Source organism: Croceitalea sp. MTPC6 (assembly GCF_036985525.1).
Taxonomy (GTDB): Bacteria; Bacteroidota; Bacteroidia; order Flavobacteriales; family Flavobacteriaceae; genus Croceitalea.
Genome location: NZ_BTGR01000007.1, coordinates 176,054 through 201,950 on the forward strand (window position 1 = coordinate 176,054; position 25,897 = coordinate 201,950).

A 25,897-nucleotide genomic window follows, 5' to 3' on the forward strand; every position below is an offset into this window, starting at 1 on the left:
CGTGACGAAAACCATCAGTTCTAATTTTTTCTGGAGTGAACATGGAATTTTAGTATTTCCCAATGACTATCACTGAGCTTTTGTAGCCCCATATAGTTTCATTGCTTTTAGATAGTTTTGAGCACCTTTCATAGTTAAATCATTGATAAAACCATTTAGTTCTGGATGATTCGAAGTTGTCCAAGCAACTAAAGAATCCCGTTCTTTTTGCCAGACTGTCCAATCCACATCAATACAATCCAGTATTTCAATTTTAGAGATTTTCCCAGAGGTAAAGGAGGTTCTACGTTTACAGGTTAAAGGGTTGTTTTTTAAAAACTCGTAGCGCACAGATTTTGAAGCTATAGTAGCTAAAACCTGGTTGTTTTCTTCTTTTATTTCTAAAATCTCATAAGATGGTTTAAATATAGAGTCCCATTTAAAATGCTCATAGTAACTATCATGGTCAAAGGTGGTGATAAAATCTCCTTCTGTAATGGTTAGGCTATCGCTAACCAGTGCTTTTATTTGACTGTAGTTACGAGAATTAAATGCATTAAAATAGCTTGTGACAATTTCTTTATGGGTTGGTTTCTGCTCGTTGCATCCTAATAATACAGAAAACAATGATAGTGTAAGAAAAGTGTTTTTCATTGGTTGTTAGTTATTTTTTATACTCAACTAGGGTACAATTATGTCTTTTTACAATGGACCACCACTCGTTCATTATTTAAATTGGTGGTAAAAAACAGATAGTCGTCGCCGCCATCTTTAATTTTTAGCTTTCTGCGAATAGTTGCCACGGATTCAGGGAAATTACGTGTAGTTATATTCGCTTTTTTTATAGCTAGCTTTAAAATAGCTTTCTTACTATACGGAACAACAGAATGAATTTTAAAAACCCGTCCAGGGAAATTAATTAGTGTATCTGAAGTATATAGATGAGAATGCTCGTGAAGTTTATTCAAGTCAAAGGCACTACCAATACTTTTAAACCCGCCAGATTTTAGCACAGCAGTATTAGGTTCATAGAGATATTTTTGCGGTAAGTCATATTCCACATTCGCTTCTTTTTCATCTTTCTTTAAAAACTCAAAACGCTCTTCACCATCTTTTTTTAAGTTGACGGTTTTAATCTTAATGTTTTCCTCAGCATCTTTTCTCAAAAGAAACAATACTTCTTTTACTTCATTTTGCACGGCAATCACATGAATTTCTGTTACCCATTTTAGCTCTTTTATTCCTAAAGTTAAATCGAGTAGGGGAGATACTTTTAGTAAAATAGAATCGGTATGCTCAAATAGTAAATCTAAATTTTTTGGAATATTTGGAATGCAATCTGCTAATTTAAACACCTTTCCTTTTGCATTATCTCTTCGAGATGGATCGGCATAAATCCAATCAAAATTCTTATTGAAATTTTCCAAAAAACCCAGTCCATTTTGTGCTTTAAAAACGATGTTTTTTTGATTTAAAATTTGAGCATTGTAAGAGGCAATTTCAGATAAATTTTTGTCCAGTTCGCAGTGAATGATTTGGAGTAATTTCTGGGCAAAAAAATGACTGTCGATTCCAAAGCCCCCAGTGATGTCCAAGAGCGATTTTCCGCTTACTAAATTAGCTTTATATTGCGCTGTGGTTTCGGAACTGGTTTGTTCAATATTCAGTTTGTTAGGGTAATAAATTTGTTCTGCGTTAAACCAAGAGGGGAGCTTATTTTGACATTTTTTTTTAGCCTCGAGCTGTTCTGCGAGTTCTTTTTGTGAAACTCCCTCAAATTGTTGCTTTTTTAGCAAAACTGACACGATGTCAGTATCCCAATAATTTTTTATAAATTCCTGAACACCAGTTTTTAATATGTTTTTATTCAAACTAAAACTATAAATTCTTAGTCAACTTTTTTACAAAGCTATTTTCGCTTAAAAATTCCTTCAAAACCACCTTAATTGCTGTATATCCGGGCACTGCAATGACCATTCCCACCACCCCAAAAAGTAGTCCTGCAATGATGATGATTAAGAAAATTTCCAACGGATGGGACTTCACCGAATTAGAAAAAATAAAGGGTTGCGAAAAGAAATTATCTACTAACTGACCAATGGTTAAACCAATGAAAACATAGAGTGCTTTTGGCAATATTACGGTGCTAAAATCCATCCCCAAATTACTGGTCATGGTAAGGGTAATCATAAGCACTCCTCCAATGATTGGACCCACGTATGGAATGATGTTAAAAAGGGCACACAAAAAGGCAATCACGATAGCGTTTTCTACCCCAACAATAAATAACGTAATTGTGTAGATGACAAACAGGATAAAAAGCTGTAAAAGTATGCCGCCAAAATATCTAGAAAGTAAATTATTGATTTTATCAATGGACTTAACCATGTTCCCTTCTTTGTTGTCAGGAACAAAAGTCAGAATACCATTTTGGAAAAGTTTACTGTCCTTTAAAAAGAAAAACGAAATAAATAAGACAGAAAAAAGGCCAACGCTGAAGTTGCTCAATACATTTAAAAAGGAATTTAAAAAATTGGGGATAAAATTAAGATTAAGACCTTCTAGAACATTTTTCTCAATGTCCGAGTCTTCAATAATTTCATTAACATTGGAAGTTGTGATTCCAAAGTAATCCACGATTTGAAGATAAAGTGTATTTACATCTGCTTTAAGTGCTTCAATATCCAATAGCGATAGATTTTTACTCTGTTCATTGATCAAAGGAATAAAAAGAGCTAAAACCCCTATAAATACTCCTAGCATTAGCAGCATGGTTAAAATTACCGCGAGCAGATTGGGCATTTTTAATTTTCTTCTTAGAAACAGGACTATTGGCCTACCCAACAAGGCGATTACCGCAGCAATTGCCAAATAGGCCAGAACAGATTGGATTTTAAACAGAAAATAACCTAAAAGAACAATGGCAGCTAAAATAAATACTGCCCTTAGAATTCCGTTTGCAATGTTTTTAGAGGTCATTATTAAGATTTAAAAACGTAAGCTACAATATTTGCTCCCATTTGCAAGGCTTTTAAACGGATTGCTTCCGGGTCGTTATGGACAGAAGGGTCTTCCCAGCCATCCCCTAAATCACTTTCATAGGTATAAAGAAGTACTAATCTACCTTCATGAAATATACCTAGGGCTTGTGGTCTTTTCCCATCGTGTTCATGGATTTTTGGCAAACCTTCGGAGAATTGAAACCTCTGGTTAAAAATTGGGTGGTCAGCTCCAAGCTCTTCCAAATCCTTACTTGGGAACACTTTTACGAGTTCCCTTTTTAAATAAGGTTCCATGCCATAGTTATCATCAATATGTAAAAAACCACCTGATAATAAATACATTCTTAGGTTTTCCGCTTCTTCCTCAGAAAAAAAAACATTGCCATGCCCTGTCATATGCAAAAATGGAAATTGAAAAATATTTACATCTCCAGCTTCAACAGTCTCAGGTTTTGTGTCTATTGCCGTATCAATGTTCTGATTGCAAAATTGTATTAGATTTGGTAATGCCGTTGGGTTGGAATACCAATCGCCTCCTCCACCATATTTAAGGATGGCCAATTCCTGCGCTCTAAGTGGAACAATCACAAAAAAAGTTAAAAAAAGAGCTAGACCAGTAAGGTATTTCATTTGCTGACGAATAATTAATAAACTCAAAAATAGGGTATTTCATGTATAAAAAAATCATAATTCCGACGCTAGGTCTAACTGTAGTGTTCTTCACTTCAATATTATTTTTGTCTCATAAGACAGCAACCATTATACCTAGGTTGGACGATGTTGGGAGTTTTGAGCCTATTGTAGTGTTGGAGCTTTTCACCTCTCAAGGATGTTCCAGTTGTCCACCTGCGGATATTCTTTTGGATAAGGCCAAGAAGCAATATCCTAATAAGATTTATGCACTTTCTTATCATGTAGATTATTGGAATTATATTGGATGGGAAGATCCGTACAGCAAATCAATCTATACTAAAAAACAACGTTTTTATAATCAAAAATTCAGGTACAGAAGTAATTATACACCGCAATTGGTGGTGAATGGAAAGGAACATTTTGTGGGCTCCAACGGAAGTAAATTAGCCGCAAAGATTTCTGAATATGGAAAACTACAATCGGAAAATAAGATTACAATTCCCAATGTCACGAAAGATAATGAGTATGTGAATTTTGATTATAACATTGAAGGTGAACTTAAGGATAAGCAATTACGCGTGGTTTTGGTGTTGGATGAAAGGACAACTTCTGTAAAAAGAGGAGAAAATAGAGATAGAACACTAAAAAATTCAAATATTGTCATAGCTGAAAAGTACATTGAACTTGAAAATGGTAAAGATAATAGTACTGTTAAAATTCCATCTTTAGTGGCTAAAAAGGATAAAATCACCTTATTGTTACTTATTGAAAATGAAACTGCAGATATAACAGGAGCAGCTAAGAAAGCTATTTAGCTATTGATAATAGATACCACAGTACAGGCATAAATAGCCGCAGTTTCGGTGCGTAAACGGTTTCTTCCTAAGGATACCGGAACAAAACCTTTTTCATGAGCAAACTCAATCTCGTCATGTGAAAAATCTCCCTCTGGGCCAATTAGTATGATAACATCTTTATCTGCGGCAAGGCGTCTTTTTAATTCTACTTTTTCCTCGTCTTCGCAATGCGCAATGAACTTTAAATCTCCAACTGCGTTTTCTAAAAAGTCTTTGTAGGTTGTCAATGGGTTTAACTTGGGCAAATAGGTCTGTAAGGACTGTTTCATGGCAGATTGTAATACTTTTTCCAAACGTTCGGGTTTAATTACTTTGCGTTCGGAGTGGTCGCATAGGATAGGTGTAATTTCATTGATGCCTATTTCCGTCGCTTTTTCTAAAAACCATTCAAAGCGGTCGTTCATTTTGGTTGGGGCAACAGCCAAATGCAGGGTGTGTAATCTGGATAACGTCTTTTCTGAGGATACAATCTGGGCCTTACACTTCTTTGAATTTGCTTCTAAAATTTCTGCTTCAAATAAGTAGCCCTTACCATTTGTAATTTTTAAAATATCACCTTCTTTTTTTCGCAAAACTTTTATGATGTGTTTGCTCTCTTCAGTAGCAAAACTGAATTGTTTAAAACTATTGTCCAAAGAAGCATTGTAAAAAAGTTGCATGGGCGCAGTTTAACTGTGTTTTTCTATCTCAAAAAGTAATGATTTTTTTACAGTTGGCCATTCGTTTTTGATAATCGAAAAAACCACAGTATCCCTTAAGGTGCCATCGCTATTCATTCTATGGTTCCTTAAAACCCCATCCTGTTTGGCGCCAAGTCTCGTTATTGCTTTCCGAGATGCATAATTGAACCAATTCGTCCTAAATTCTACAGCAATGACGTTTAAGTTTTCAAAAGCGTGTTGTAACAGCAACAATTTACACTTGGTATTAACACCAGTTCTTTGATGAGATTTTGAATACCAAGTGTAACCTATCTCCAATCTTTTGTTTGATGCATCAACGTTGCAAAATCTGGTTGAACCAATAATGGCATTTGTTTTTGTGTCCACTACAACAAAAGGCAAGGATTTTTGCAACTGCTGTTCAGAAAGGGCTATAGCTATATATTCATCTATGGTATCCTTTGATGGAACCGAAGTGACCCAAAGTTTCCAAAGGTCGCCATCCGATGCAGCTTTTAATAAAGCTTCTTTATGCTGTTTTTCTAACGGAATTAGTTTAACCCCGTTTAGCTCCAATTCAATCTTATCTAACCAACTGTCCATTATTTTGAATTGATATACTACTTCAACTTTTCTTTTGCATGTTCGACCCCTAATTCAACCCAATACTGTAAGTCTTCCTCACTTTTTAAACCATCTAACCCAACGAAAACAAATTCTTTCATCGGTTTTCCAGTGAAATTCATAGGTCTCACAAAATCCTTTTGAAGCTCTCTATCAATTTTTGAAGAAATCACTCTGACCATTAAATCATTGTTAATGGTGCCAATTGTCATTTTTCCTTCAAGTAAAAAAGCAACTCCACCAAACATTTTCTTTTCGGTAAAGTTTTCAGGAAAACTTTTTAAAGCCGCCTTTATCCTTAAAACCAATCTCTCATCGTAGGCCATAATTTATATGATATATCTAGCCTTAGCAGCAATATTTTGTTCAGCAAAATCTTTTTCCAAAAACTTTAGATATCCAACAATTCCAATCATAGCGGCATTATCAGTACAATAAGCAAACTTGGGAATATACGTTTCCCAGCCCAATTCCTTTTCCGCATCGCGTAAGCGTGAACGTATTCCAGAATTAGCTGCTACACCACCGCCAATGGCAATTTGTGTTATTCCGGTCTGCTTAACGGCAAGTTTTAATTTCTGCATCAGTATTTCCAAAATGGTAAACTGAATTGATGCACAGATATCATTCAAATTATTTTTGATAAATTCAGGGTCTTGCTTGGTTTTCTTTTGGATAAAATATAAAATACTCGTTTTTAAACCGCTAAAGCTAAAGTTTAGACCTTCCACTTTTGGCTTGGGAAACTCAAAGGCTTTTTCATTTCCCAGTTTCGCATGTTTGTCTATCAATGGACCGCCAGGGTAAGGGAGTCCCAAGAGCTTGGCACTTTTGTCAAATGCTTCCCCCACGGCATCATCCAAAGTTTCCCCAAGGATTTCCATTTTAAAATAATGTTCAACCAAAACGATTTGGGTATGCCCTCCACTTATGGTCATTGCTAGAAATGGAAACTTGGGTGCTTTTTGCTCCTTATCTTCTATAAAATGCGCCAATATATGGGCCTGCATATGATTTACTTCAATCAGGGGAATATCCAAACCCAATGCCAATGATTTGGCAAAAGATGTTCCGACCAATAACGAGCCCATGAGCCCAGGTCCTCTAGTAAATGCTATGGTTGATAGTTGTTTTTTATCGATATTTGCTTGAGCCAACGCCTGATGTACAACTGGAACTATATTTTGTTGATGTGCCCTTGATGCCAATTCAGGTACAACACCACCATATTTTTTGTGTATTTCTTGTGTTGCCACCACATTGCTGAGCACTTTTTTATTGCAAAGCACCGCGGCGGAAGTATCATCACATGATGATTCTATGGCTAGAATATAATTTTCTTGACTTTTCACCTATTTTGGAACAAAAGTTGGTCGTACAAAGATAAAAGGTAATACACTATCAAAAAATTTAAAAAAATACTGCTCAGAATCGTATTGATTCTTCTTTTGATAGGAGTAATTACATCAATAATCTTCTCTTTGCCTGTGGTGCAAACCCGTCTTGCTAGATATGCTACAGATACTTTGAATGAAGAATTTGGAACGAGCATAAACATAGAAAGACTTAAGTTTTCGCCGTTTTCCATGAGTGCGGACATAAAAGGTATATATGTTGAAGATTACAAAAAAGATACCCTCATACATATTCATAAATTGACCACATCGGTTTTGAGTATTGGTAACATGATTAATGGGACTTTGGAGTTTGGGGATATTGAAGTAGACCGTCTTTACTTAAATATGAAGACTTATGCAGGGGAAAATGATACGAACCTTGATGTTTTTGTAGATAAATTGGACGATGGTAAACCTAGGGAACCTGGTACGCCTCCCTTTTTTATGTCTTCGTCCAGTATTGCTTTATCAGAAAGTAGATATAAGCTTTCTGATGAAAATTTGGAAACCGTTACTATTTTGGATTTCTCCCAGATTGAAATTAATTCCAGTGATTTCCAAATTATAGGTCCCGAAGTTTCTTTAGAGATGGACCAATTGTCACTAGCTAGTAAAAGAGGGTTGCGAATAAACAATTTGGCTACCGATTTTAAATACACAAAAGAGCAAATGCGTTTTGACGCCTTGTCCATAAAAACCCCAGAGTCAAAATTGATTGGGAGCATAGTTTTTGATTACAACAGGGAAGACTTCAAAGAATTTTTAGACAAAGTAAAACTAACAGCGGAATTCAATGAATCCTTAGTGGCTTTTAATGAGGTTAATACCTATTTTAATGAGTTTGGAACAGATAAAACAGCAGTGTTTTCAACAAAAGCGGAAGGCGTGCTAAATGATTTGGTTTTTAAGGATTTGATACTTCGTTCAGATAACACGGGTATACGAGGGGATTTTAAGTTTAAAAACTTATTTAGACAAACAGAGCCTTTTGTAATGAATGCGGAAATGGACAATGTTACTTCAAGTTATTATCAACTCCGTGCACTGCTGCCCAATATTCTTGGTAAAACAATTCCAACATCGTTTCAAAAGTTTGGGCAATTTACAATTAGAGGTGATGCCGAGGTAACAGAAACATCGATTGACGCCCAAGTAAACTTAAATACTGCTATTGGTAGTAGCTATTCTGACCTACAAATGACCAATATTAATAATATTGATGATGCCTCTTATAGGGGCTTTATATCGTTGACAGATTTTGATCTAGGGGATTTTATAGATAATCCAAAGTTTGGTAAAACATCATTAGATGTAAATGTAGAGGGGCGGGGCTTTATAGCAGAATATCTAAATACGGAAGCTATAGGGGAAATTTATAAGTTGGAATTCAATGACTACGAATACAACGACATCAAGGTTTCTGGAATCTTAAAGGATGAACTTTTTGATGGGAGCCTTATCTGTAACGATAGAAACTTACGTTTTGATTTTGAAGGTTTGGCGGACTTTAGTGAAGAGCGTAATGACTTTAATTTTAGTGCGGATGTCGATTATGCAGATTTGAAGCTCATGAACTTTATCAATGATAGTATCTCTATATTTAAGGGTGAAGTAAAAATGGATATTTCCGGGAACTCACTTGATAACCTAAGTGGTGATGTAAAGTTTGAAAATACGACCTATCAAAACAAAAATGAGATCTACTTTTTTGATGATTTTGCAGTTTCTTCAACTTTTGAAGAAGACACGGTCAGAACCATAAAAATAGAATCACCTGATATTGTTTCTGGTTATTTAAAAGGAAAGTACAAGGTTGGCGAACTTGGGAAACTAATTCAAAATTCGGTAGGAAGTATCTACACAAATTATAAGCCTTATGAGATTTCCCCCGGGCAGCGCATTAACTTCAACTTTAAAATCTATAATAAGTTTGTTGGTGTGTTTTTTCCTGAAGTCAGTTTAGGACCTGAGACATTTATCAGGGGGAATATTATAGCAGATCAGGGAGATTTTAAATTAACGTTCAAGTCCCCAGAAATTGCAGCTTACAAAAATGCATTCAATGATGTTGAATTACAGATAGATAATAAGAACCCACTTTTTAATACATTTCTGTCCGTAGAAAATATGTCCACGGTTTATTATGATGTGAAGGAATTTAACCTAATAAATACAAAGCTTAAGGACACTTTATTTTTTAGGACGGAATTTAAAGGTGGCAGTCAATATAATGATGCCTATAACCTAAATTTTTACCACACTTTTGATAAAGAAAATAGGTCCGTTATAGGACTAAAAAAGTCAGATGTAAGCTTTAAGGATAATAATTGGGTAATTAATGAAGATGGTAATGACAAAAACAAAATTATACTTAACAAAAGCCTGGATAGTATTACAATTAGAGAAATTGTAATGAACAACAACCAAGAGGAACAGATACGATTACGGGGGGAATTGGCAGATTCAACGTATAAAGATTTGGAACTTCAGTTTAAAATAGTATCACTTAATAAAATTACACCTGCAATCGATAGCCTTAAATTGGATGGCCAGGTGGATGGCTTTTTAAATATTTTGCAAAAGGATAATAAATACCTCCCAACATCAAGTTTGAACATTAAAGATTTCGCAGTAAATAAAATTGAACTTGGAGATTTGGAAATGATGATTTTTGGAAATAACGACCTAACAGAATTTGGTGTTAATACTTGGCTAAGAAAAGATGGTATTGAAAAAATGAACATCAATGGTAAAGTTTTTGACCAAAGAAAAACCACCTTGGATTTATCAGCTTCTTTTAATGACTTTAACTTGAAGCCTTTTGCCCCATTAGGGGAAGATGTTATTTCCAATATTCGCGGTATGCTTAGTGGACAAGCAAAAATTACTGGGAATGCTAGAAATCCTGAGATTAATGGTGAGCTGACTTTAACGGATGCGGGCATTGGAATTCCTTATTTGAATGTTAACTATGATTTTGCCCCTAGGTCCAGAATTATCTTATCTGGTAGCTCGTTTAATTTTGATGATATTGAGTTAACAGATATAGCAGAGCGTACAAACGCGACCTTAGATGGTAGTATTTCACACACGGGCTTTGACGATTGGATGCTGAACCTAAATTTAGATACTAACGACAACCGCTTTTTAATATTGAACACGGAGTTTAATGAAGAGGCTTTGTATTATGGAACGGGCTTTGTGAATGGTACAGGCAGTATTTTTGGTTCCACAAATGCTCTGAACATAAATTTTGAAGGTTCCACAGCCAGAGGCAGTTCTCTAAAAATACCTCTAAGTGATCTAACCACTGTTGGGGACTATTCTTTCATCAATTTTATAGATAAAAATGAAGTTAAATCTTTTGAAGAGGAAAGAGTACTTGACGATTACCAGGGTATTGAAATGGCTTTTGATTTGGATGTAACTCCCGATGCTGAAGTTGAGATTGTTATTGATCAAAATACCGGAAGCTCTTTAAAAGGAACTGGTGCCGGACTTTTATTGATAGAGATCAACACCAACGGAAAATTTAATATGTATGGTGAGTTTGTTAGTGTAACGGGGGAATACAATTTTAAAAGAGCTGGTCTAATAGATAAAACTTTTAGTGTAAGACCAGGCGGTAGAGTGGTATGGCAAGGTGACCCTTTGGAAGCCACATTGGATATGGAAGCAGTTTATCCACTTAATGCAAATCCTGCACCCCTGCTTGACGATAATGGGTTTACTGGGAGAATACCTACCGAAGTGGTCATACTTTTAAATGGAGAGTTAGAAAGTCCGCTAATCGATTTTGATATAGAGTTCCCAGGCACAAACTCGGTAATAAAATCAGAACTGGAATATCGGTTGCAAGACCCTACCATTAAAAGCAATAACGCCTTTTTCTTATTGGCACAAGGTACTTTTTGGAGTGAGCAAACCAACATTACGAGTCAAGCTGCTATAGGTAATGCCCTACAGTCAGCATCAGGTTATTTGAACCAACTACTGGCGGGTGATAATGACAAGTTAAATTTTGGAGTTTCTTATGAGCAAGGTTATACTGATGAGCAAGCAGATTTATTTACCCAAGATAGAATAGGGGTAACTGTCTCCACACAGATTTCTGACAGGGTCTTGGTAAACGGTAGGGTAGGTGTTCCGGTTGGGGGACTTTCTGAAACTGTAGTGGCCGGAGATGTAGAGGTAGAAGTTCTAATTAATGAAGATGGTACGCTTAGGGCAAAAATATTCAACAGAGAAAATCAAATTCAACAATTTTTTGGGGAGCAGGGCTATACCCAAGGTGTTGGTCTATCGTATCAAGTAGATTTTAATACTTTTAAAGAGCTAATGCAAAAAGTACTTAAAAAGAAAGACAAGAAACCAGAGAAAACGAAAGCAGCTCCATCGTCTGGCAATGTCATGGGAAAAGATAGTCTTATCCGTTTTTACACTAAAAAAGAGCTTCCACAACCCTAAAATTCCCACTATTTTTTTTGAAACCTAAAAAAACTTTAAGCGAAAACGTTTGAGTTGTTTATGCATTGATAAATAGAACAATACGACGTTCTTTTATTGGAATAAGTTTGCTAGTTTTGATTTCTCAAAATTTGAAATGACCAAGAAAATCAAAAAAATAGCGGTTTTTACTTCAGGTGGTGACTCACCTGGTATGAATTCCGCAATACGCTCTGTTGTTCGTACTTGTGCATTTATGAAATTGGAATGCGTTGCGATTTACAGAGGTTATCAAGGAATGATAGATGGTGATTTTAAACCAATGGATGCACGAAGCGTAAACAACATAATTAACAAGGGAGGTACGGTCCTTAAATCTGCTCGTTGCGAAGACTTTAGAACACCCGAGGGTAGAAAAAGAGCATATGAACAATTGGTAAAGGCAGAAATTGATGCTTTTGTGGTCATTGGTGGCAATGGAAGCTTTGCCGGCGCCCAATTATTCAATGAAGAGTATGATTTCCCAGTTATAGGTATTCCAGGTACCATAGACAATGATATCATTGGAACATCATATACTATTGGTTTTGATACAGCAATAAATACTGTAGTAGATGTAATTGATAAGATTAGAGATACTGCAAGTTCTCATAATCGTTTGTTTTTTGTAGAGGTTATGGGACGAGATGTAGGGCATATTGCATTGAACGCTGGTGTTGGAGCAGGAGCAGAGGAAATTTTGATTCCAGAACAGAATTTAGGTTTGGAAAGATTACTAGATTCTTTAAAGAGGAGTAAAAAATCTGGTAAATCTTCTAGTATAGTAATAGTTGCTGAAGGTGATAAAACTGGAAAGAATGTTTTTGAGCTGAAAGAATATGTAGAGGAAAACCTTCCAATTTATGATGTTAGGGTTTCAGTATTGGGACATATGCAACGAGGAGGTAACCCTACCTGTTTTGATAGGGTTTTAGCTAGTAGAATGGGTGTAAAGGCGGTTGAAGCCTTGCAGGAGGGGAAAACAAATTATATGGTTGGAATTCGTGATACCAAATTGGTATTGGTCCCAATCAAAGACGCGATAAGTGCACATACAGCAATAGACGAGGAGCTTATACGAGTTTCAGATATAATGACAACATAATTTCAACTTTTTTAAAAACAAAAGAATGGCACAAGTGAAAATAGGTATAAATGGATTTGGAAGAATTGGTAGATTAGTCTTTAGGGCTTCGGTAAAGCGAGATAACGTTGACGTTGTTGCCATTAACGATCTTTTGGATGTAGAGCATTTAGCGTACCTCCTTAAATATGATTCTGTTCATGGTAGATTTGATGGTACAGTAGATGTTAAGGATGGACATTTGGTAGTTAATGGAAAAACCATTAGAATCACAGCGGAAAGAGACCCAAAAAACTTAAAATGGGATGAAGCAGGTGCTGATATTGTAGCTGAGTGTACTGGTATTTTCACCACAATGGATACAGCTCAGTACCATATTGATGGTGGGGCAAAAAAAGTAGTGATTTCTGCTCCTTCAAAAGATGCACCAATGTTTGTTATGGGTGTAAATCACAACGAGGTAAAAGCCTCTGATATAATTGTCTCTAACGCATCTTGTACAACAAACTGTTTGGCTCCGCTTGCAAAAGTATTGAACGACAATTTTGGAATTGAGGAAGGACTGATGACCACTGTCCACGCAACTACTGCGACCCAACTAACTGTAGATGGACCATCTAAAAAGGATTTTAGAGGTGGTAGAAGTGCAATGTTGAATATTATTCCAGCATCTACTGGTGCCGCTAAGGCCGTTACCAAGGTTATTCCGGCTTTGGAAGGTAAGTTGACAGGTATGGCATTCAGAGTGCCTACTGCAGATGTATCCGTTGTTGATTTAACAGTTAGATTAGAAAAAGAAACTACTTACGAAGAAATTAAAAAAGTCTTTAAAGCAGCTTCTGAAGGAGAAATGAACGGAGTTTTAGGTTATACGGAAGATGCTGTTGTTTCTCAAGACTTCGTTTCTGACATACATACAAGTATTTTTGATGCTGGAGCTGGGATTGAATTAAATTCAAAGTTTTTCAAGCTAATTTCTTGGTATGATAATGAAGCAGGCTTTTCCAACAAAATGATAGATTTAGCGCAGCACGTAGCTAGCCTTTAAATATAGCCCTTAAATTATTCCTGAAAATAATGGATAAATTCTTTATTTTCAGGAATACTTATTTTAGAACATATGATTTTAATAGTTGATAGTGGCGCCACAAAGTCTGATTGGATTGCACTGGATGAAAAAGGAGAACAGCTTTTTGTTACACAAACTTTGGGACTTAGTCCAGAGGTATTGACAAGAGAGGTAATTGAAGATCGTCTGGCCAATAATTTTGAGTTATCGAAAAATAGGGCTAAGGTAACCCACCTATATTTCTATGGAGCCGGATGTGGCACGGATAGAATGAAGAAGTTTTTGAAGGAAATTTTCAATGATTTTTTTCCCGATGCAAAAACAGAAGTGAGGGAAGACACCTATGCGGCAATTTATTCAACTACTAAAATAGGTCATCAGGGAATAGTCTGTATTTTGGGAACCGGTTCTAACTGTAGCTATTATGATGGCCATCAATTATTTCAGAAAGTAACATCATTAGGTTATATCCTAATGGATGACGGTAGTGGCAATTTCTTTGGCAGAAAACTATTAAGAGATTATTATTTCCATAAAATGCCCCAAGATTTAGGGATTAAATTCGCTAAGGAGTATGATTTGGATGCAGACGTAATAAAAGAACATCTGTACAAGCAGCCCAACCCAAATACGTATTTGGCAACGTTTGCAAAATTTATTGTTGAAAATAAGGACCATCCGTACTGCCGTGGGGTTATCGACAAAGCGTTTCAGCAATTTGTAAACAATTATATTATGCAGTTTGAGTTGGCCACCAAAGTACCTGTGAGTTTTGTAGGTAGCATTGCTTATTACTTAAGGGAAGAACTGGCAACGGTCGTACACCGCAATGATCTTATTTTAGGGGTAATTAGACAACGACCAATAGATGGCTTGGTTGAATTCCATAAAAGCACTATTTAATTGCAATCATAGATATTTCCACATTTACAAATTTTGGCAAATTGGCAACTTCTACAGTTTCTCTAGCTGGTGCAGTTTTGGAGTTAAAATATGCACCATAAGCTTCATTTATTTCACTAAACTGATGCATGTCCTTTACAAAAATTGAAGTTTTAACTACATTTTCAAAAGTCATTTCAGCTGCTGCTAATATTGCCTTTAGATTTTCCATAGATTGTGTAGTCTCTTTTTTGATATCTCCTTCTACTAATTCTCCTGTAGCTGGGTCTATCGGAATTTGTCCAGAAATGTAAAGGGTCTCATGTATTAACGTTGCTTGATTGTAAGGTCCAATTGGAGCTGGAGCATTTGGTGTTGTAATTATCTTTTTCATCTTTTACTTCTTTGTTAATTTTCTGAATTATCTTATTCGTTGACTTCTACTTTCCCATTTTAAGTCTTGTAGAATGGAACTGCTTATCCCTATGAAAAAGTCCCAGCGTTCGTTGCGCCCAAAAGGTACCCAATTAAAACGAAGATCAAAACTCTTTAAGTTTCGTTGAAAACCAAGTTGTGTTTGTGTAAAACCTGGTTTGTTGTTATTGTTGCGGCCAAGAAAGTCATACCCAGAAGAAATCCTTACGCTCCACCTTGGTGAGGGTGAAATATTGCCAGAGAACATTAAAGAGGCGGTGCCAAATTCATTCTGTCTATTGCTATTGTTATAAGAGGTGGTGAATTGCATGCGTAAATCCCAAGGAATTACCGTGCCATAAATTGGATTTTCTATATCATCATTATTTTTACTACTGTTCCTGTTAAAAGTATCATCATTAAGGCCAAAGCCAAAGAGGTCATCTGTTCTACCTCCACTTCTAGCCCGGTATTCATCATTCAGTGCACTTTCATTGTCTTCTTCTCCACCTTCTTTTTTTCTTTTAAAAGTTTCATTGTTTAGGGAATAGCTAAAGTTCATACTGGCTCTTGTTAAACGTAGCAGACTACCACCATTGGAAACATTAAAGGTATTAATTCTTCTGCCGTTGTTGTCAACGGCATAAGGATCCATACTTCCAGAAAAGTTAATGTTCATCTTATTGTTCAAGATACTAGTCCCTCCATTAAAACCTATTGGAGCTAATTTTAGGGAATCTGCTTCAAAATTATAAGCGGTGGAAAGATTAAAATTACTGAGGAGCTTTATTTTTTTTGGTTCTAGTTTGGTAGAATCTTTATCCCTGACTTTTGCTTCTAACGTATTTTGCAGGGAGAAACTAACTGAATTGGATTTATTTAAACTTGGAGCACCATTTAAAGTCCCTTCAAATCTACTGAACAATACCTCCTCATCATTTAGGTCTGTATAACTATCATAAAATTGTTCAAATGAAGGTGTATAACCCCAGCCTATAGAAGGACGCATAACATGACGAATAGCTTGAATTTTCTTATCCTCTCCAAAATTGAACGTTCCATAGATGGTTGTTCCTATGCTTGCGCTTAATCCGTAACGATTATACCTGTCAAAACCGTTAATAGTGTCCAATACTACTTCTGCATTGCTGTCTGGGTTATTGGGGTCTAAACCTCTTTGGAAAGTTTGGGCCGTCCATATGTCCTCATAGTTACCACCAACAGAAACACTAAAGTATTTGGCTACCTTAAAGTTTGTATTCAATGGAATGGTATGTCTTGCACCAATTTGGGCATTCTCAAACATTCTGCCTGTTAGAAAATCTTCATCATTGGTACGAATACGGTTTTCCGCCCTAACGTTGTATTGGAAGTTGACATTTTGTATGATTCCCTTTTTAATTCCATCACGCTTTGCAAAGGGGAATATACGTTCCATACTTGCCTGTAAGGTGGGTAAGGTCAAGGTGATGTTATCAGTTCCAGAAGTGGCATTGCTGCTAATGTTTTGATTATGTGTAGCTGTTAAACTTACATTTACCGATGGATACTCGGGAAATGTTTTAGAATAGGAAATAGATGAGGACAGGTTATTGTTCTGAGTGTTCTGTACGTTAATTTGATTAAATGAATTGGTGAAATATTGACTACTTCCTAGATTTACTTGAGCAGAAAATCTAGAATTGGGACTCGCTTTAGGATCCTGGCTATGTGATATTTGAATATTGTAAAGCGTACTTCTTAAAAAATCATCAAACCCTTTCTGGCTGGTAATTTGGTTCTCATACCTAAAATTAACGGTACCTCTGTAGCGGTATCGTTTTGTATATATGGATTGGGTCCTAAATCCATAACTACCATTGGTAAAGAAGTCCCCTAGAATACTAAAATCCACATAATCACTTATTGGAAAATAATACCCTCCATTTTGTATGGCATAGCCTCTTCTTGGATCATTGGTAAAAGTTGGAAAAATTAGCCCACCAGTTCTACCGGTTGTTAATGGAAAATAGGCAAAGGGCAATGCAATTGGAGTAGGTACATCCACCAAATACATGTTACTGAACCCAGCAATTATTTTTTTTCCAGGAACAAACTTTGCTTTGTGGATCTTAATATAATAATCTGGATCTAGGGTATCTTTTGATGTGGTAAGTCTAGCAGACTTTAAAAAGTAAACTGAATCGTTTTCTTTTTTGGTTATTTCTGCAAGTACTTTCATAGCATCAGTTCCCAATGAACCTGCACCAGCTTGCTGCTCAGTTCTTGAATTCCATATTAATGCTTTTTGAGTATCAAAATTAAATCGAATGGAATCTGGAATCACTACATTTTCTCCCTGTTTAAAATATGGCAATTGCGAATAGGTGCCTGTAGAATCTTTTATTCTGCCTGCATATACTTCATTTTTTACATAATCCATTATAATGATACCTGCCTTAAGCTCAGTGTCTTGATAATAGATTTCGGCTTCATTGTACAAATAGATTTTATTTTCTTTTTGACTCAATCTCACATAATCTTTTGCCTTATACTTTATCTTATCGAGTAATAACGGCTTTTTGTTTTGTGATGAGTCTTGGCCAATAGAATCAACCAGGATAGAATCATTTAATATATTTGGTGGTAGCAGGGGTGCAGTTAACGTATCTCTTACTGCTTTTATGGGCAATGGTGTAATTGGGTCTTCTTGGGCTGCCAAAAATTGCACACTTGTTACCAGCACCAATAGGAAAAGAAGAAGATGTTTGTTTGCTTGCAACGTGATAAATCCTATTTTTGTAGCAGGTTGGCTTGGTTTTTGAAGCTCAAACTTACATATATTTTTTGTTCTGTTAATTGGACATTACGATAAATTTAACCAAGGCTGAACATTGAAAATGAAATGCTCTTATGATTAAAAATCGGTTATTACCAATACTCTTTAGTGCACTTTTTTTGCTCTTTACTTCTTTTATCAAAAATAATACCGAAGCACCACAGAAAGATAAATTTATTGTTGTTTTAGATGCTGGACATGGTGGTCATGACCCGGGAAACCTTGGAAATGGATATCTGGAAAAAGATATTGCCTTGGCAATAGTCCTTAAAGTAGGGGAGCTATTGGATAAGAAAGAAGACATAGAAGTTATATTCACTAGGGATGACGATACTTTTGTGGACCTTTTTGAAAGAGGGGAAATAGCCAATAAAGCTAACGCCAACCTTTTTGTTTCTGTACATTGTGATTCCCATACATCGGATGCCAATGGTGCAGGAACTTTTGTGCTTGGGCTGCATGCCAACAAGCAAAATTTTGAGGTTGCAAAAAAGGAAAACTCGGTAATATATTTAGAGGATAATTACGAACAAAAATATGCAAAGTACGACATAAACTCACCTGAGTCCGTAATAGGATTGACGATTATGCAGGAGGAATTTCTTGAGCAAAGTATTCAGTTGGCAAAATTAATGCAGGACAATTTTGCCAAGAAGTTAAAACGTAAGGATAGAAAAGTAAAGCAAGCGGGTTTTATTGTGCTTCACCAAACATTCATGCCCAGTGTTTTAGTAGAAACAGGTTTTTTAACCAATAAAGGTGAAGGAGCTTATTTGAATTCAGCAAAAGGGCAAAATGAAATGGGTACCGCTATTGCCAATGCTATACTAAGTTATAAAGATGGGGTTGATGCCAATCTTATAGAATTGGATAAAAGTACCCCTAAAGAAGTTATCGTTAAAAATGATGAACCTATAAAAGAAGTTAAAGATAAAGTTATCACGCCACCAAAAAAGGAAATTGTTGTAAAAACCGAAGAGAAAGCTCCAGATGTTGTAAAAGCGACAAAGATAGTGACCAAAGAAACTAAGCCACAAAAAATGGAAACTGTGGCTGCGGATAACGTGATTTTTAAGGTACAATTAATGGCAAGCTCCAAGATTATCCCTTTGGATGGTAATAATTTTAAAGGTTTAAATACCTTATCAAAAGAACCTGTTAAAAATTTGTATCGCTACATGTATGGCAATACCAACTCTTATTTAAAAGCTAAATTGCTTAAATCCAATGCAGATGCTAAGGGGTATACCACTTCGTATATAGTTGCTTATAAAAACGGAGTTAGAATCCCGTTACAGGAAGCTTTAAAATCTGTTCCAGTTCAATAAACATATGTCTTAAAATTATTCCTAATTTTGTTTAGAACAGAAAACTAAACCTTTGAAACTATCTAGAGAAGTTAAAACAGGTCTTATTGTTATTCTTGGTATCCTTTGCGTCATATTTGGATACAGCTATTTAAAAGCATCTTCAATTTTTGACAATAGCAAAACATTTTATGCGGTATATGACAATGTTGGTGGTTTACAACCAGGAACTGAGGTTGTAATAAATGGATTTAGCGTTGGAAATGTAAACAGTATCCGTTTTAAGGACGACTCAGGAAAACTATTGGTTACTTTCTCTGTCAATAGCGATTTTAATTTTTCAAAAAACAGTAAGGCCGAGTTATATGACACTGGCATCATTGGTGGAAAAGGAATTCAAATAAAACCAGTATTTGACAATGCCCCAATGGCAAAATCTGGAGATACCCTAAGCGCAAATATTAAACCAGGACTTACTGCATTGGTTCAAGAAAAATTAACTCCCTTGCAGTTAAAGGTCGAGGGGGCTGTTTCCAATGCGGATTCATTGCTTATGAATTTTAATGATGTCTTGGATGACCAAACCAAAAGAGAACTTCGCCAAAGTATTGCGGGGTTAAATACACTGGTCAGAAATTTCCAAACTACTGCGAGTGCCATGAATGAACTTTTAGAAGGCAACAAGCTTCAATTAGACAGTTCCATTAAAAACATCAATACCACGAGTACAAATTTTGCCAAATTATCAGAATCTTTGGTAGAAGCTGATTTGGCTAAAACAATGAACAATTTACAGACGACAATTTCAAGCTTAAATGGAATATTGGGAAAAATCGAAAAAGGTGAAGGTTCCTTAGGTAAAATGGCTAACAATGATGAGTTATATGATAACCTCTCCAATGCTTCACGTGAATTGGATTTACTACTTCAGGACTTTAGACTGAACCCTAAGCGTTATGTTAATGTTTCTGTTTTTGGTAAGAAACAAAAAGAATACGAGCTTCCAGAAAACGATCCTGCAGCTAAGAATAATAACTAACCAACTATATGCAATATCTTCCTAACATTTTATTTGCGATTGCCCTTTTATTAGGTATTGGTTTTTTTGTTAGAAACGTTAGAAAACTATCCAGGAACATAAAGTTAGGTAAAGCCGTTGAAGTTGGTGACAATAAGTCCCAGCGTTGGAAAAATATGGCGAGAATAGCCCTTGGTCAGACCAAAATGGTGGTAAGGCCAATTGCCGGGCTTATGCATATCATAGTGTATGTTGGTTTTGTAATTATCAATATAGAGGTACTGGAAATCATTATAGACGGTTTATTAGGTACGCATAGAATTTTTGCCCCATTAGGTTCTGCATATGATTTTTTAATAGGTTCTTTTGAAATACTGGCATTTTTGGTTATTGTCGCCGTGGTAATTTTTTGGATAAGAAGAAATATTATTAAACTGAAACGATTTATTAAACCAGAAATGGAAGGTTGGCCGAAAAAAGATGGAAACCTAATTCTTTATATTGAGTTGGTGTTGATGTTTTTGTTTTTGACCATGAATGCTGCAGATTTTCAGTTGCAGCAATTAGGGGCTGAACATTATGTTGAGGCAGGATCTTTTCCTATAAGCCAGTTCATAGCCCCATTATTTGATGGTATATCAATCTCCAATTTAATAATGATAGAGCGTACAGCTTGGTGGTTGCATATTCTAGGGATATTAGGTTTTTTAAACTATTTATATTACTCGAAGCATTTACACATTCTACTTGCGTTTCCAAACACCTACTATGGAAAACTAAAGCCAAATGGGGAGTTTGATAATTTGGAGGCCGTAACCAATGAAGTTAAATTGATGATGGACCCTTCAGCTGACCCATTTGCCGCTCCGGCAGAAGATACTGCCGAACCTGAAAAATTTGGAGCTTCGGACGTAATGGATTTAAGTTGGGTGCAATTATTGAATGCTTATACCTGTACAGAATGTGGTAGATGTACTTCGGAATGTCCTGCAAACCAGACAGGTAAAAAATTATCACCCAGAAAAATAATGATGGATACTCGCGACCGCTTGGAAGAGGTGGGTAAGAACATGGACAAAAACAAGGGAACTTTTGTTGATGATGGAAAACAGCTTTTAGGAGATTACATTACCAATGAAGAACTTTGGGCATGTACCACTTGCAATGCCTGTGTAGAAGCTTGTCCTGTGAGTATAGACCCCCTTTCCATTATTGTGGAAATGAGGCGCTATTTGGTGATGGAGCAATCCGCTGCTCCTACTGAGTTGAACAATATGATGTCCAATATTGAAAACAATGGTGCGCCATGGCCCTATAATCAGATGGATCGCTTAAACTGGGTAAACGAATAAATCAAAAACTATGAGTGAAACACTTAAGGTAAAGACTATGGAAGAATTCATGGCGCAGGGCACACAGCCTGAAATCTTATTTTGGGTTGGTTCTGCAGGTAGTTATGATGATAGAGCTAAAAAAATTTCTAGGGCTTTTGTTAAAATACTCAATAAAGCTAATGTTGACTTTGCTGTTTTAGGTTCAGAAGAGAGCTGTACAGGGGATGTTGCAAAGCGTGCTGGCAACGAGTTTTTGTTTCAGATGCAAGCTATGATGAATATTGAAATCTTAAATGGCCACGAAATAAAACGTATCGTAACATGTGACCCACATTCCTATAACACGCTTAAAAATGAATATCCAAGTTTGGGTGGTAACTATAACGTAGTTCATCACACACAATATATTAAGGAACTTATTGATAACGGACGTTTAGAGGTTGAGGGTGAATTTTACAAAGGGAAGCGAATTACGTTTCACGACCCGTGTTACTTAGGAAGGGCAAATTCAGTTTATGACGCTCCAAGAAATGTTCTTCAAAAAACCAATGCGGATATTATAGAGATGAAACGCCACAAAAAGACTGCTCTGTGTTGTGGGGCAGGAGGTGCACAGATGTTTAAAGAACCTGAAAAAGGAGATATGGACATCAATGTGTTACGTACTAAAGATGCTTTAGAGACTAATCCTAATATTATCGCTACCGGCTGCCCATATTGTAATACAATGATGACAGACGGGATTAAAGCACATGAAAAAGAAGAAGATATTACTGTATTGGACGTAGCTGAACTTATCGCAAATTCTATTTAAAATGCTAGTTGACTTTGAATCTTTACCAGGTGAATCGAGAATCTGGATTTATCAATGTAACCGTAGTTTTTCCAAACAAGAAATGGATGAGGTTACAGTTGGGCTGAACACATTTCTGACCCAGTGGACTGCTCACGGTAGTGATTTAAAGGCTGGTTTTGAGATTAAATACAATCGTTTTATTGTAATTGGACTAGATCAAACAGAAGCTAATGCATCGGGCTGTTCCATAGATGCTTCAGTGCATTATATTCAAAGTCTGGAGAAAAAGTACAATGTGAATTTATTGGATAAAATGAATGTATCTTACAAGCAAGGAGAATATGTTGCATATAAAGACCTAAAAGACTTCAAAAAAATGGCGAAAGAGCGTGCAGTTTCTAAAAACACCGTAGTTTTTAACAATCTAGTAGCCACAAAACAAGATTATTTGGAGAACTGGGAAGTGCCTGCTTCAGAAAGTTGGCATGCCCGTTTTATGTGAATTTTATCCCAAATATGTTTGATTTCCCCTATTTTCTTCAGTTTCTTCGATGAAATACAATATTTTTATTTGCTTTAAGTTGATGCCCTAGACAATTTAGTATGCGTAAATACTTTTACTCTCTTTTCTCTTTATTGGCTTTTACTATTGTACATGGACAAGTAAACCCCTTGGTTACAGCAGATTCCATTGCACAGCAGGAATGGGTGGAAGATAGGTACACTGAAATGACACTTGAAGAAAAAGTAGGACAGTTGTTTATGGTTAGTGTAGCATCAAGTCAGGATAAAAATGCTACTGATGCTATTAAGAAACTTATTGAAGAAGAATATATTGGTGGTGTAATTTTCTCTACAGGTGGTCCTGGACGCCAAGCAAAATTGACCAATGCTTATCAAGCTGCATCAAAAATACCACTGTTAATAGGAATGGATGCGGAGTGGGGTTTAGCCATGCGCTTGGATTCCACTTATGCCTTTCCTTGGAATATGACGCTAGGTGCTGTAAAGGATGATTCTATTGTACAAAAGGTTGGACACCAAATTGGGAATCATGCGAAGCGCTTGGGAGTGCATATCAATTTTGCTCCGGATATAGATATCAACATCAATCCAAAAAACCCAATCATTGGTAACCGTTCCTTTGGTGAGGATAAAGAGAATGTTGCCCATAAGGGGATTGCTTTTATGAAAGGGATGGAGCGGGCAGGTGTCTTATCTTCAGGTAAGCATTTTCCAGGTCATGGTGACACTGAGACAGATTCCCATAAAGCACTTCCATATCTAGATTTTACCGAAGAACGTTTGGATAGTATTGAACTTTACCCATTTAAGAGGCTTATTGCAAATGGGCTTAGCAGTGTAATGGTTGCCCATTTAGATATTCCGAGCTTGGAAAAGAAAGAAGGATATCCTTCATCACTATCAAAAAGTATAATTACAGATTTACTTAAAAAAGAACTTGGATTCAAAGGTTTGGTGTTTACGGATGCCTTGAATATGAAGGCTGTTTCAGAATTCGCTCCTGAAGGAGAGGTAGAGCTTTCTGCGTTTATGGCTGGTAATGATATTCTTTTAATGCCGGTTGATGTAAAGAACGCAAAATCAAAAATAATCGAAGCTTATAATTATGGCTTGATTACAGAACAGCGATTAAGCGAATCTGTTAAGAAAATATTGATGGCAAAATATAAGGCTGGACTGCAAGATTATAAACCTGTGGTTGTTGATAATTTGTACGAAGACATAAATAATCTAGAGAACGATGTTATTTATGAAGAGGCGATTGAAAATGCAATAACTGTTGTAAAAAATAAATTTGATTTAGTTCCAATTAAAAATTTGGACAATAAAAGAATTGCCTATGTGAAATTTGGTGATGATGACGGAACACCATTTTACAATACATTGAAAAAGTATGCTGAAGTTACACAAATTGAAGCCAAAGATATTGCTGGGTATCGCGAGAAACTTAAAAATTTTAATCTGGTAATTATAGGTTTTCATAAAAATAATGATAGCCCATGGAAAGGTTATAAGTTTTCTAAAAACGAATTATTTTGGTTACAAGAAATCTCAAGATTACGCACAAGCAATACTGTTTTGACAGTTTTTGCAAAACCATATGCATTACTTGATGTAGTAAACTTTAGCAGTATTGATGCCGCTATCATCGGTTACCAGAATAGTAAAATTGCTCAAGAGAAAACTGCTCAAGTACTGTTTGGTGCACTACCAGGAAAAGGAGAATTGCCAGTTTCGGTAAGTACAGCTTTCCCAGTCAAAACAAGTATTAAAACTAAGGAGATTGCACGTTTAGGCTATAGTATTCCAGAACGTGTAGGTTTAAGTAGTTCTAAACTTAAGGTTGTGGACAGTTTGGTGCAAATTGGAATGGATTCTTTAATGTTTCCTGGTGCTCAAGTTTTGGTTGCAAAGAAAGGTAAGATCGTATATCAAAAAAATTTTGGAAAACCAAAATACAATTCTTCAGATAGTATTACTGATAAGCATATCTATGATTTAGCGTCTTTAACTAAAATTTTATCCACTTTGCCATTACTAATGAAAATGGAAGAGGACAATAAAATTGAACTGAACGATACTTTCCAGGATTTAATTCCACAATATGCTGAGTCAGATTTAAAAGATGTTACTGTTCTAAAAGCATTATCGCACTATGGTAGATTACCAGCATGGATAGCATTCTACGCAAGCACATTAGACAAAAAACGGCAGCCTTCACCAGAGTTTTATAGGAATAGACCATCTGACGGTTTTAGTATAAGAGTTACAGATAAGCTTTATTTGACCGATGCATATAAAGACTCAATTTACAATCGAATAGGGCGTCAGGAATTAAAATCCAATCGTTATCGATATAGTGATGTCGCCTATTATGTTTTTAAAAAATATATAGAGGACACCGAAGGAAAACGACTTGATGTACTTATTGATGATTTTATACTCAAGTCTTTGGGAGCTACTCGGACTAGTTTTAACCCCATAGAAAAGTTTGAGAAAAAAGAGATAGTTCCATCAGAGGAAGATAATTATTATCGTTATGCGACCGTACAAGGCTATGTCCATGATATGGGAGCGGCAATGCAAGGTGGAGTAGGAGGACATGCAGGTTTGTTTGGAAATGCCAATGACGTCGCAAAAATTATGCAAATGTATCTTCAAGGTGGACGCTATGGCGGCAAACGCTACTTAGATGCTAGAACTATAGAAAAATTTAATAAGTGTTATTTCTGCGATAAAGATGTTAGGCGAGGTGTTGGTTTTGATAAGCCACAGCTTAAAGATAGTGGGCCAACCTGTGGTTGTGTTTCAAGAAAAAGTTTTGGACATAGCGGTTTTACAGGAACTTATACTTGGGCAGACCCAGATGAAGAATTGGTATATGTCTTTTTGTCCAATAGGACTTACCCATCTTCAAGAAACAATATTCTTGTAAAATCTGGATTGCGAACTAGAATCCAACAAGCGATTTATGATTCTATTATCAATTAGCAAATAAAATATAAGCTAAT

At 36.0% G+C, this 25,897-nt stretch carries 21 protein-coding genes; 11 read left to right on the forward strand and 10 right to left on the reverse strand.

The genetic code is table 11. From position 1 onward, the window contains the following. Window positions 1-69: 69 nt before the first annotated feature. The 4 genes from AACP56_RS13680 to AACP56_RS13695 are packed head-to-tail and all read right to left on the reverse strand — an operon-like array spanning window position 70 to window position 3,611. Window positions 70-633: a hypothetical protein gene (locus AACP56_RS13680; protein WP_339334997.1), complete on the reverse strand. Its 564-nt coding sequence runs from the start codon at window positions 631-633 to the stop codon at window positions 70-72. A 38-nt stretch (window positions 634-671) separates the two neighbouring features. Beyond that, window positions 672-1,850, reverse strand: coding sequence for a class I SAM-dependent methyltransferase (locus tag AACP56_RS13685; protein WP_339334995.1), 1,179 nt, complete (start codon window positions 1,848-1,850; stop codon window positions 672-674). 7 nt (window positions 1,851-1,857) lie between these two features. Further along, a complete protein-coding gene (locus AACP56_RS13690; RefSeq protein ID WP_339334993.1) occupies window positions 1,858-2,958 on the reverse strand; it encodes an AI-2E family transporter in 1,101 nt (366 codons plus the stop codon). A gap of 2 nt (window positions 2,959-2,960) precedes the next feature. Next, window positions 2,961-3,611: a DUF4159 domain-containing protein gene (locus AACP56_RS13695; protein WP_339335486.1), complete on the reverse strand. Its 651-nt coding sequence runs from the start codon at window positions 3,609-3,611 to the stop codon at window positions 2,961-2,963. 107 nt (window positions 3,612-3,718) lie between these two features. On the opposite strand from AACP56_RS13695, the gene AACP56_RS13700 reads away from it, so the two are divergent. Further along, window positions 3,719-4,429 (forward strand): DUF1223 domain-containing protein, encoded by a 711-nt coding sequence (locus tag AACP56_RS13700; RefSeq protein ID WP_339334991.1) that lies wholly within the window; start codon window positions 3,719-3,721, stop codon window positions 4,427-4,429. Here AACP56_RS13700 and AACP56_RS13705 read toward each other — a convergent pair. Genes AACP56_RS13705 through tsaD form a run of 4 tightly spaced genes read right to left on the reverse strand, consistent with a single transcriptional unit; the run spans window position 4,426 to window position 7,109 of the window. Beyond that, complete coding sequence (locus AACP56_RS13705; protein ID WP_339334989.1) at window positions 4,426-5,130, reverse strand: 16S rRNA (uracil(1498)-N(3))-methyltransferase; 705 nt, start codon at window positions 5,128-5,130, stop codon at window positions 4,426-4,428. The two genes, AACP56_RS13700 and AACP56_RS13705, sit on opposite strands and share 4 nt — an antisense overlap. 9 nt (window positions 5,131-5,139) lie before the next feature. Continuing rightward, window positions 5,140-5,736, reverse strand: coding sequence for a GNAT family N-acetyltransferase (locus AACP56_RS13710; RefSeq protein WP_339334987.1), 597 nt, complete (start codon window positions 5,734-5,736; stop codon window positions 5,140-5,142). Between the two features lie 17 nt (window positions 5,737-5,753). Next, window positions 5,754-6,083 (reverse strand): TfoX/Sxy family protein, encoded by a 330-nt coding sequence (locus tag AACP56_RS13715; RefSeq protein ID WP_339334985.1) that lies wholly within the window; start codon window positions 6,081-6,083, stop codon window positions 5,754-5,756. Window positions 6,084-6,086: 3 nt separating this feature from the next. Beyond that, window positions 6,087-7,109 (reverse strand): tRNA (adenosine(37)-N6)-threonylcarbamoyltransferase complex transferase subunit TsaD, encoded by a 1,023-nt coding sequence (tsaD, locus tag AACP56_RS13720; RefSeq protein ID WP_339334983.1) that lies wholly within the window; start codon window positions 7,107-7,109, stop codon window positions 6,087-6,089. Between the two features lie 66 nt (window positions 7,110-7,175). On the opposite strand from tsaD, the gene AACP56_RS13725 reads away from it, so the two are divergent. The 4 genes from AACP56_RS13725 (at window position 7,176) to AACP56_RS13740 (ending at window position 14,695) form a co-directional block, all read left to right on the forward strand. Next, on the forward strand, window positions 7,176-11,621 hold the full coding sequence (locus tag AACP56_RS13725; RefSeq protein WP_445227741.1) for a translocation/assembly module TamB domain-containing protein: 4,446 nt from the start codon (window positions 7,176-7,178) through the stop codon (window positions 11,619-11,621). A gap of 136 nt (window positions 11,622-11,757) precedes the next feature. Then, window positions 11,758-12,744 carry a 6-phosphofructokinase gene (gene pfkA / locus AACP56_RS13730; protein WP_339334981.1) on the forward strand — a complete coding sequence of 329 codons (987 nt, stop codon included), beginning with the start codon at window positions 11,758-11,760 and terminating at the stop codon, window positions 12,742-12,744. 25 nt (window positions 12,745-12,769) lie between these two features. Continuing rightward, window positions 12,770-13,771 carry a type I glyceraldehyde-3-phosphate dehydrogenase gene (gap, locus tag AACP56_RS13735; RefSeq protein ID WP_339334978.1) on the forward strand — a complete coding sequence of 334 codons (1,002 nt, stop codon included), beginning with the start codon at window positions 12,770-12,772 and terminating at the stop codon, window positions 13,769-13,771. A 72-nt stretch (window positions 13,772-13,843) separates the two neighbouring features. After that, window positions 13,844-14,695: an N-acetylglucosamine kinase gene (locus tag AACP56_RS13740; RefSeq protein WP_339334976.1), complete on the forward strand. Its 852-nt coding sequence runs from the start codon at window positions 13,844-13,846 to the stop codon at window positions 14,693-14,695. Here AACP56_RS13740 and AACP56_RS13745 read toward each other — a convergent pair. Continuing rightward, entirely contained in the window at window positions 14,688-15,068 is a 381-nt protein-coding gene (locus AACP56_RS13745) for a Rid family detoxifying hydrolase (protein WP_339334974.1), read from the reverse strand. The genes AACP56_RS13740 and AACP56_RS13745 overlap by 8 nt on opposite strands. Before the next feature lie 27 nt (window positions 15,069-15,095). Beyond that, complete coding sequence (locus AACP56_RS13750; protein WP_339334972.1) at window positions 15,096-17,849, reverse strand: putative LPS assembly protein LptD; 2,754 nt, start codon at window positions 17,847-17,849, stop codon at window positions 15,096-15,098. Between the two features lie 131 nt (window positions 17,850-17,980). Between AACP56_RS13750 and AACP56_RS13755 the strand changes: the two genes are divergently transcribed. The 6 genes from AACP56_RS13755 to AACP56_RS13780 all read left to right on the forward strand — a co-directional run bounded on the left by AACP56_RS13755 (window position 17,981) and on the right by AACP56_RS13780 (window position 25,877). Then, on the forward strand, window positions 17,981-19,234 hold the full coding sequence (locus AACP56_RS13755; protein ID WP_339334970.1) for an N-acetylmuramoyl-L-alanine amidase family protein: 1,254 nt from the start codon (window positions 17,981-17,983) through the stop codon (window positions 19,232-19,234). A 52-nt stretch (window positions 19,235-19,286) separates the two neighbouring features. Continuing rightward, window positions 19,287-20,252, forward strand: coding sequence for an MlaD family protein (locus tag AACP56_RS13760; RefSeq protein ID WP_339334967.1), 966 nt, complete (start codon window positions 19,287-19,289; stop codon window positions 20,250-20,252). Between the two features lie 8 nt (window positions 20,253-20,260). Further along, window positions 20,261-21,583 carry a (Fe-S)-binding protein gene (locus AACP56_RS13765; protein WP_339334965.1) on the forward strand — a complete coding sequence of 441 codons (1,323 nt, stop codon included), beginning with the start codon at window positions 20,261-20,263 and terminating at the stop codon, window positions 21,581-21,583. 10 nt (window positions 21,584-21,593) lie between these two features. Further along, window positions 21,594-22,379, forward strand: coding sequence for a (Fe-S)-binding protein (locus AACP56_RS13770; RefSeq protein WP_339334963.1), 786 nt, complete (start codon window positions 21,594-21,596; stop codon window positions 22,377-22,379). Window position 22,380: 1 nt separating this feature from the next. Further along, window positions 22,381-22,863, forward strand: a complete 483-nt coding sequence (locus AACP56_RS13775) for an ABC transporter ATPase (protein ID WP_339334961.1) — start codon at window positions 22,381-22,383, stop codon at window positions 22,861-22,863. 101 nt (window positions 22,864-22,964) lie between these two features. Then, window positions 22,965-25,877, forward strand: a complete 2,913-nt coding sequence (locus AACP56_RS13780) for a glycoside hydrolase family 3 N-terminal domain-containing protein (RefSeq protein WP_339334959.1) — start codon at window positions 22,965-22,967, stop codon at window positions 25,875-25,877. Window positions 25,878-25,897: the final 20 nt, after the last annotated feature.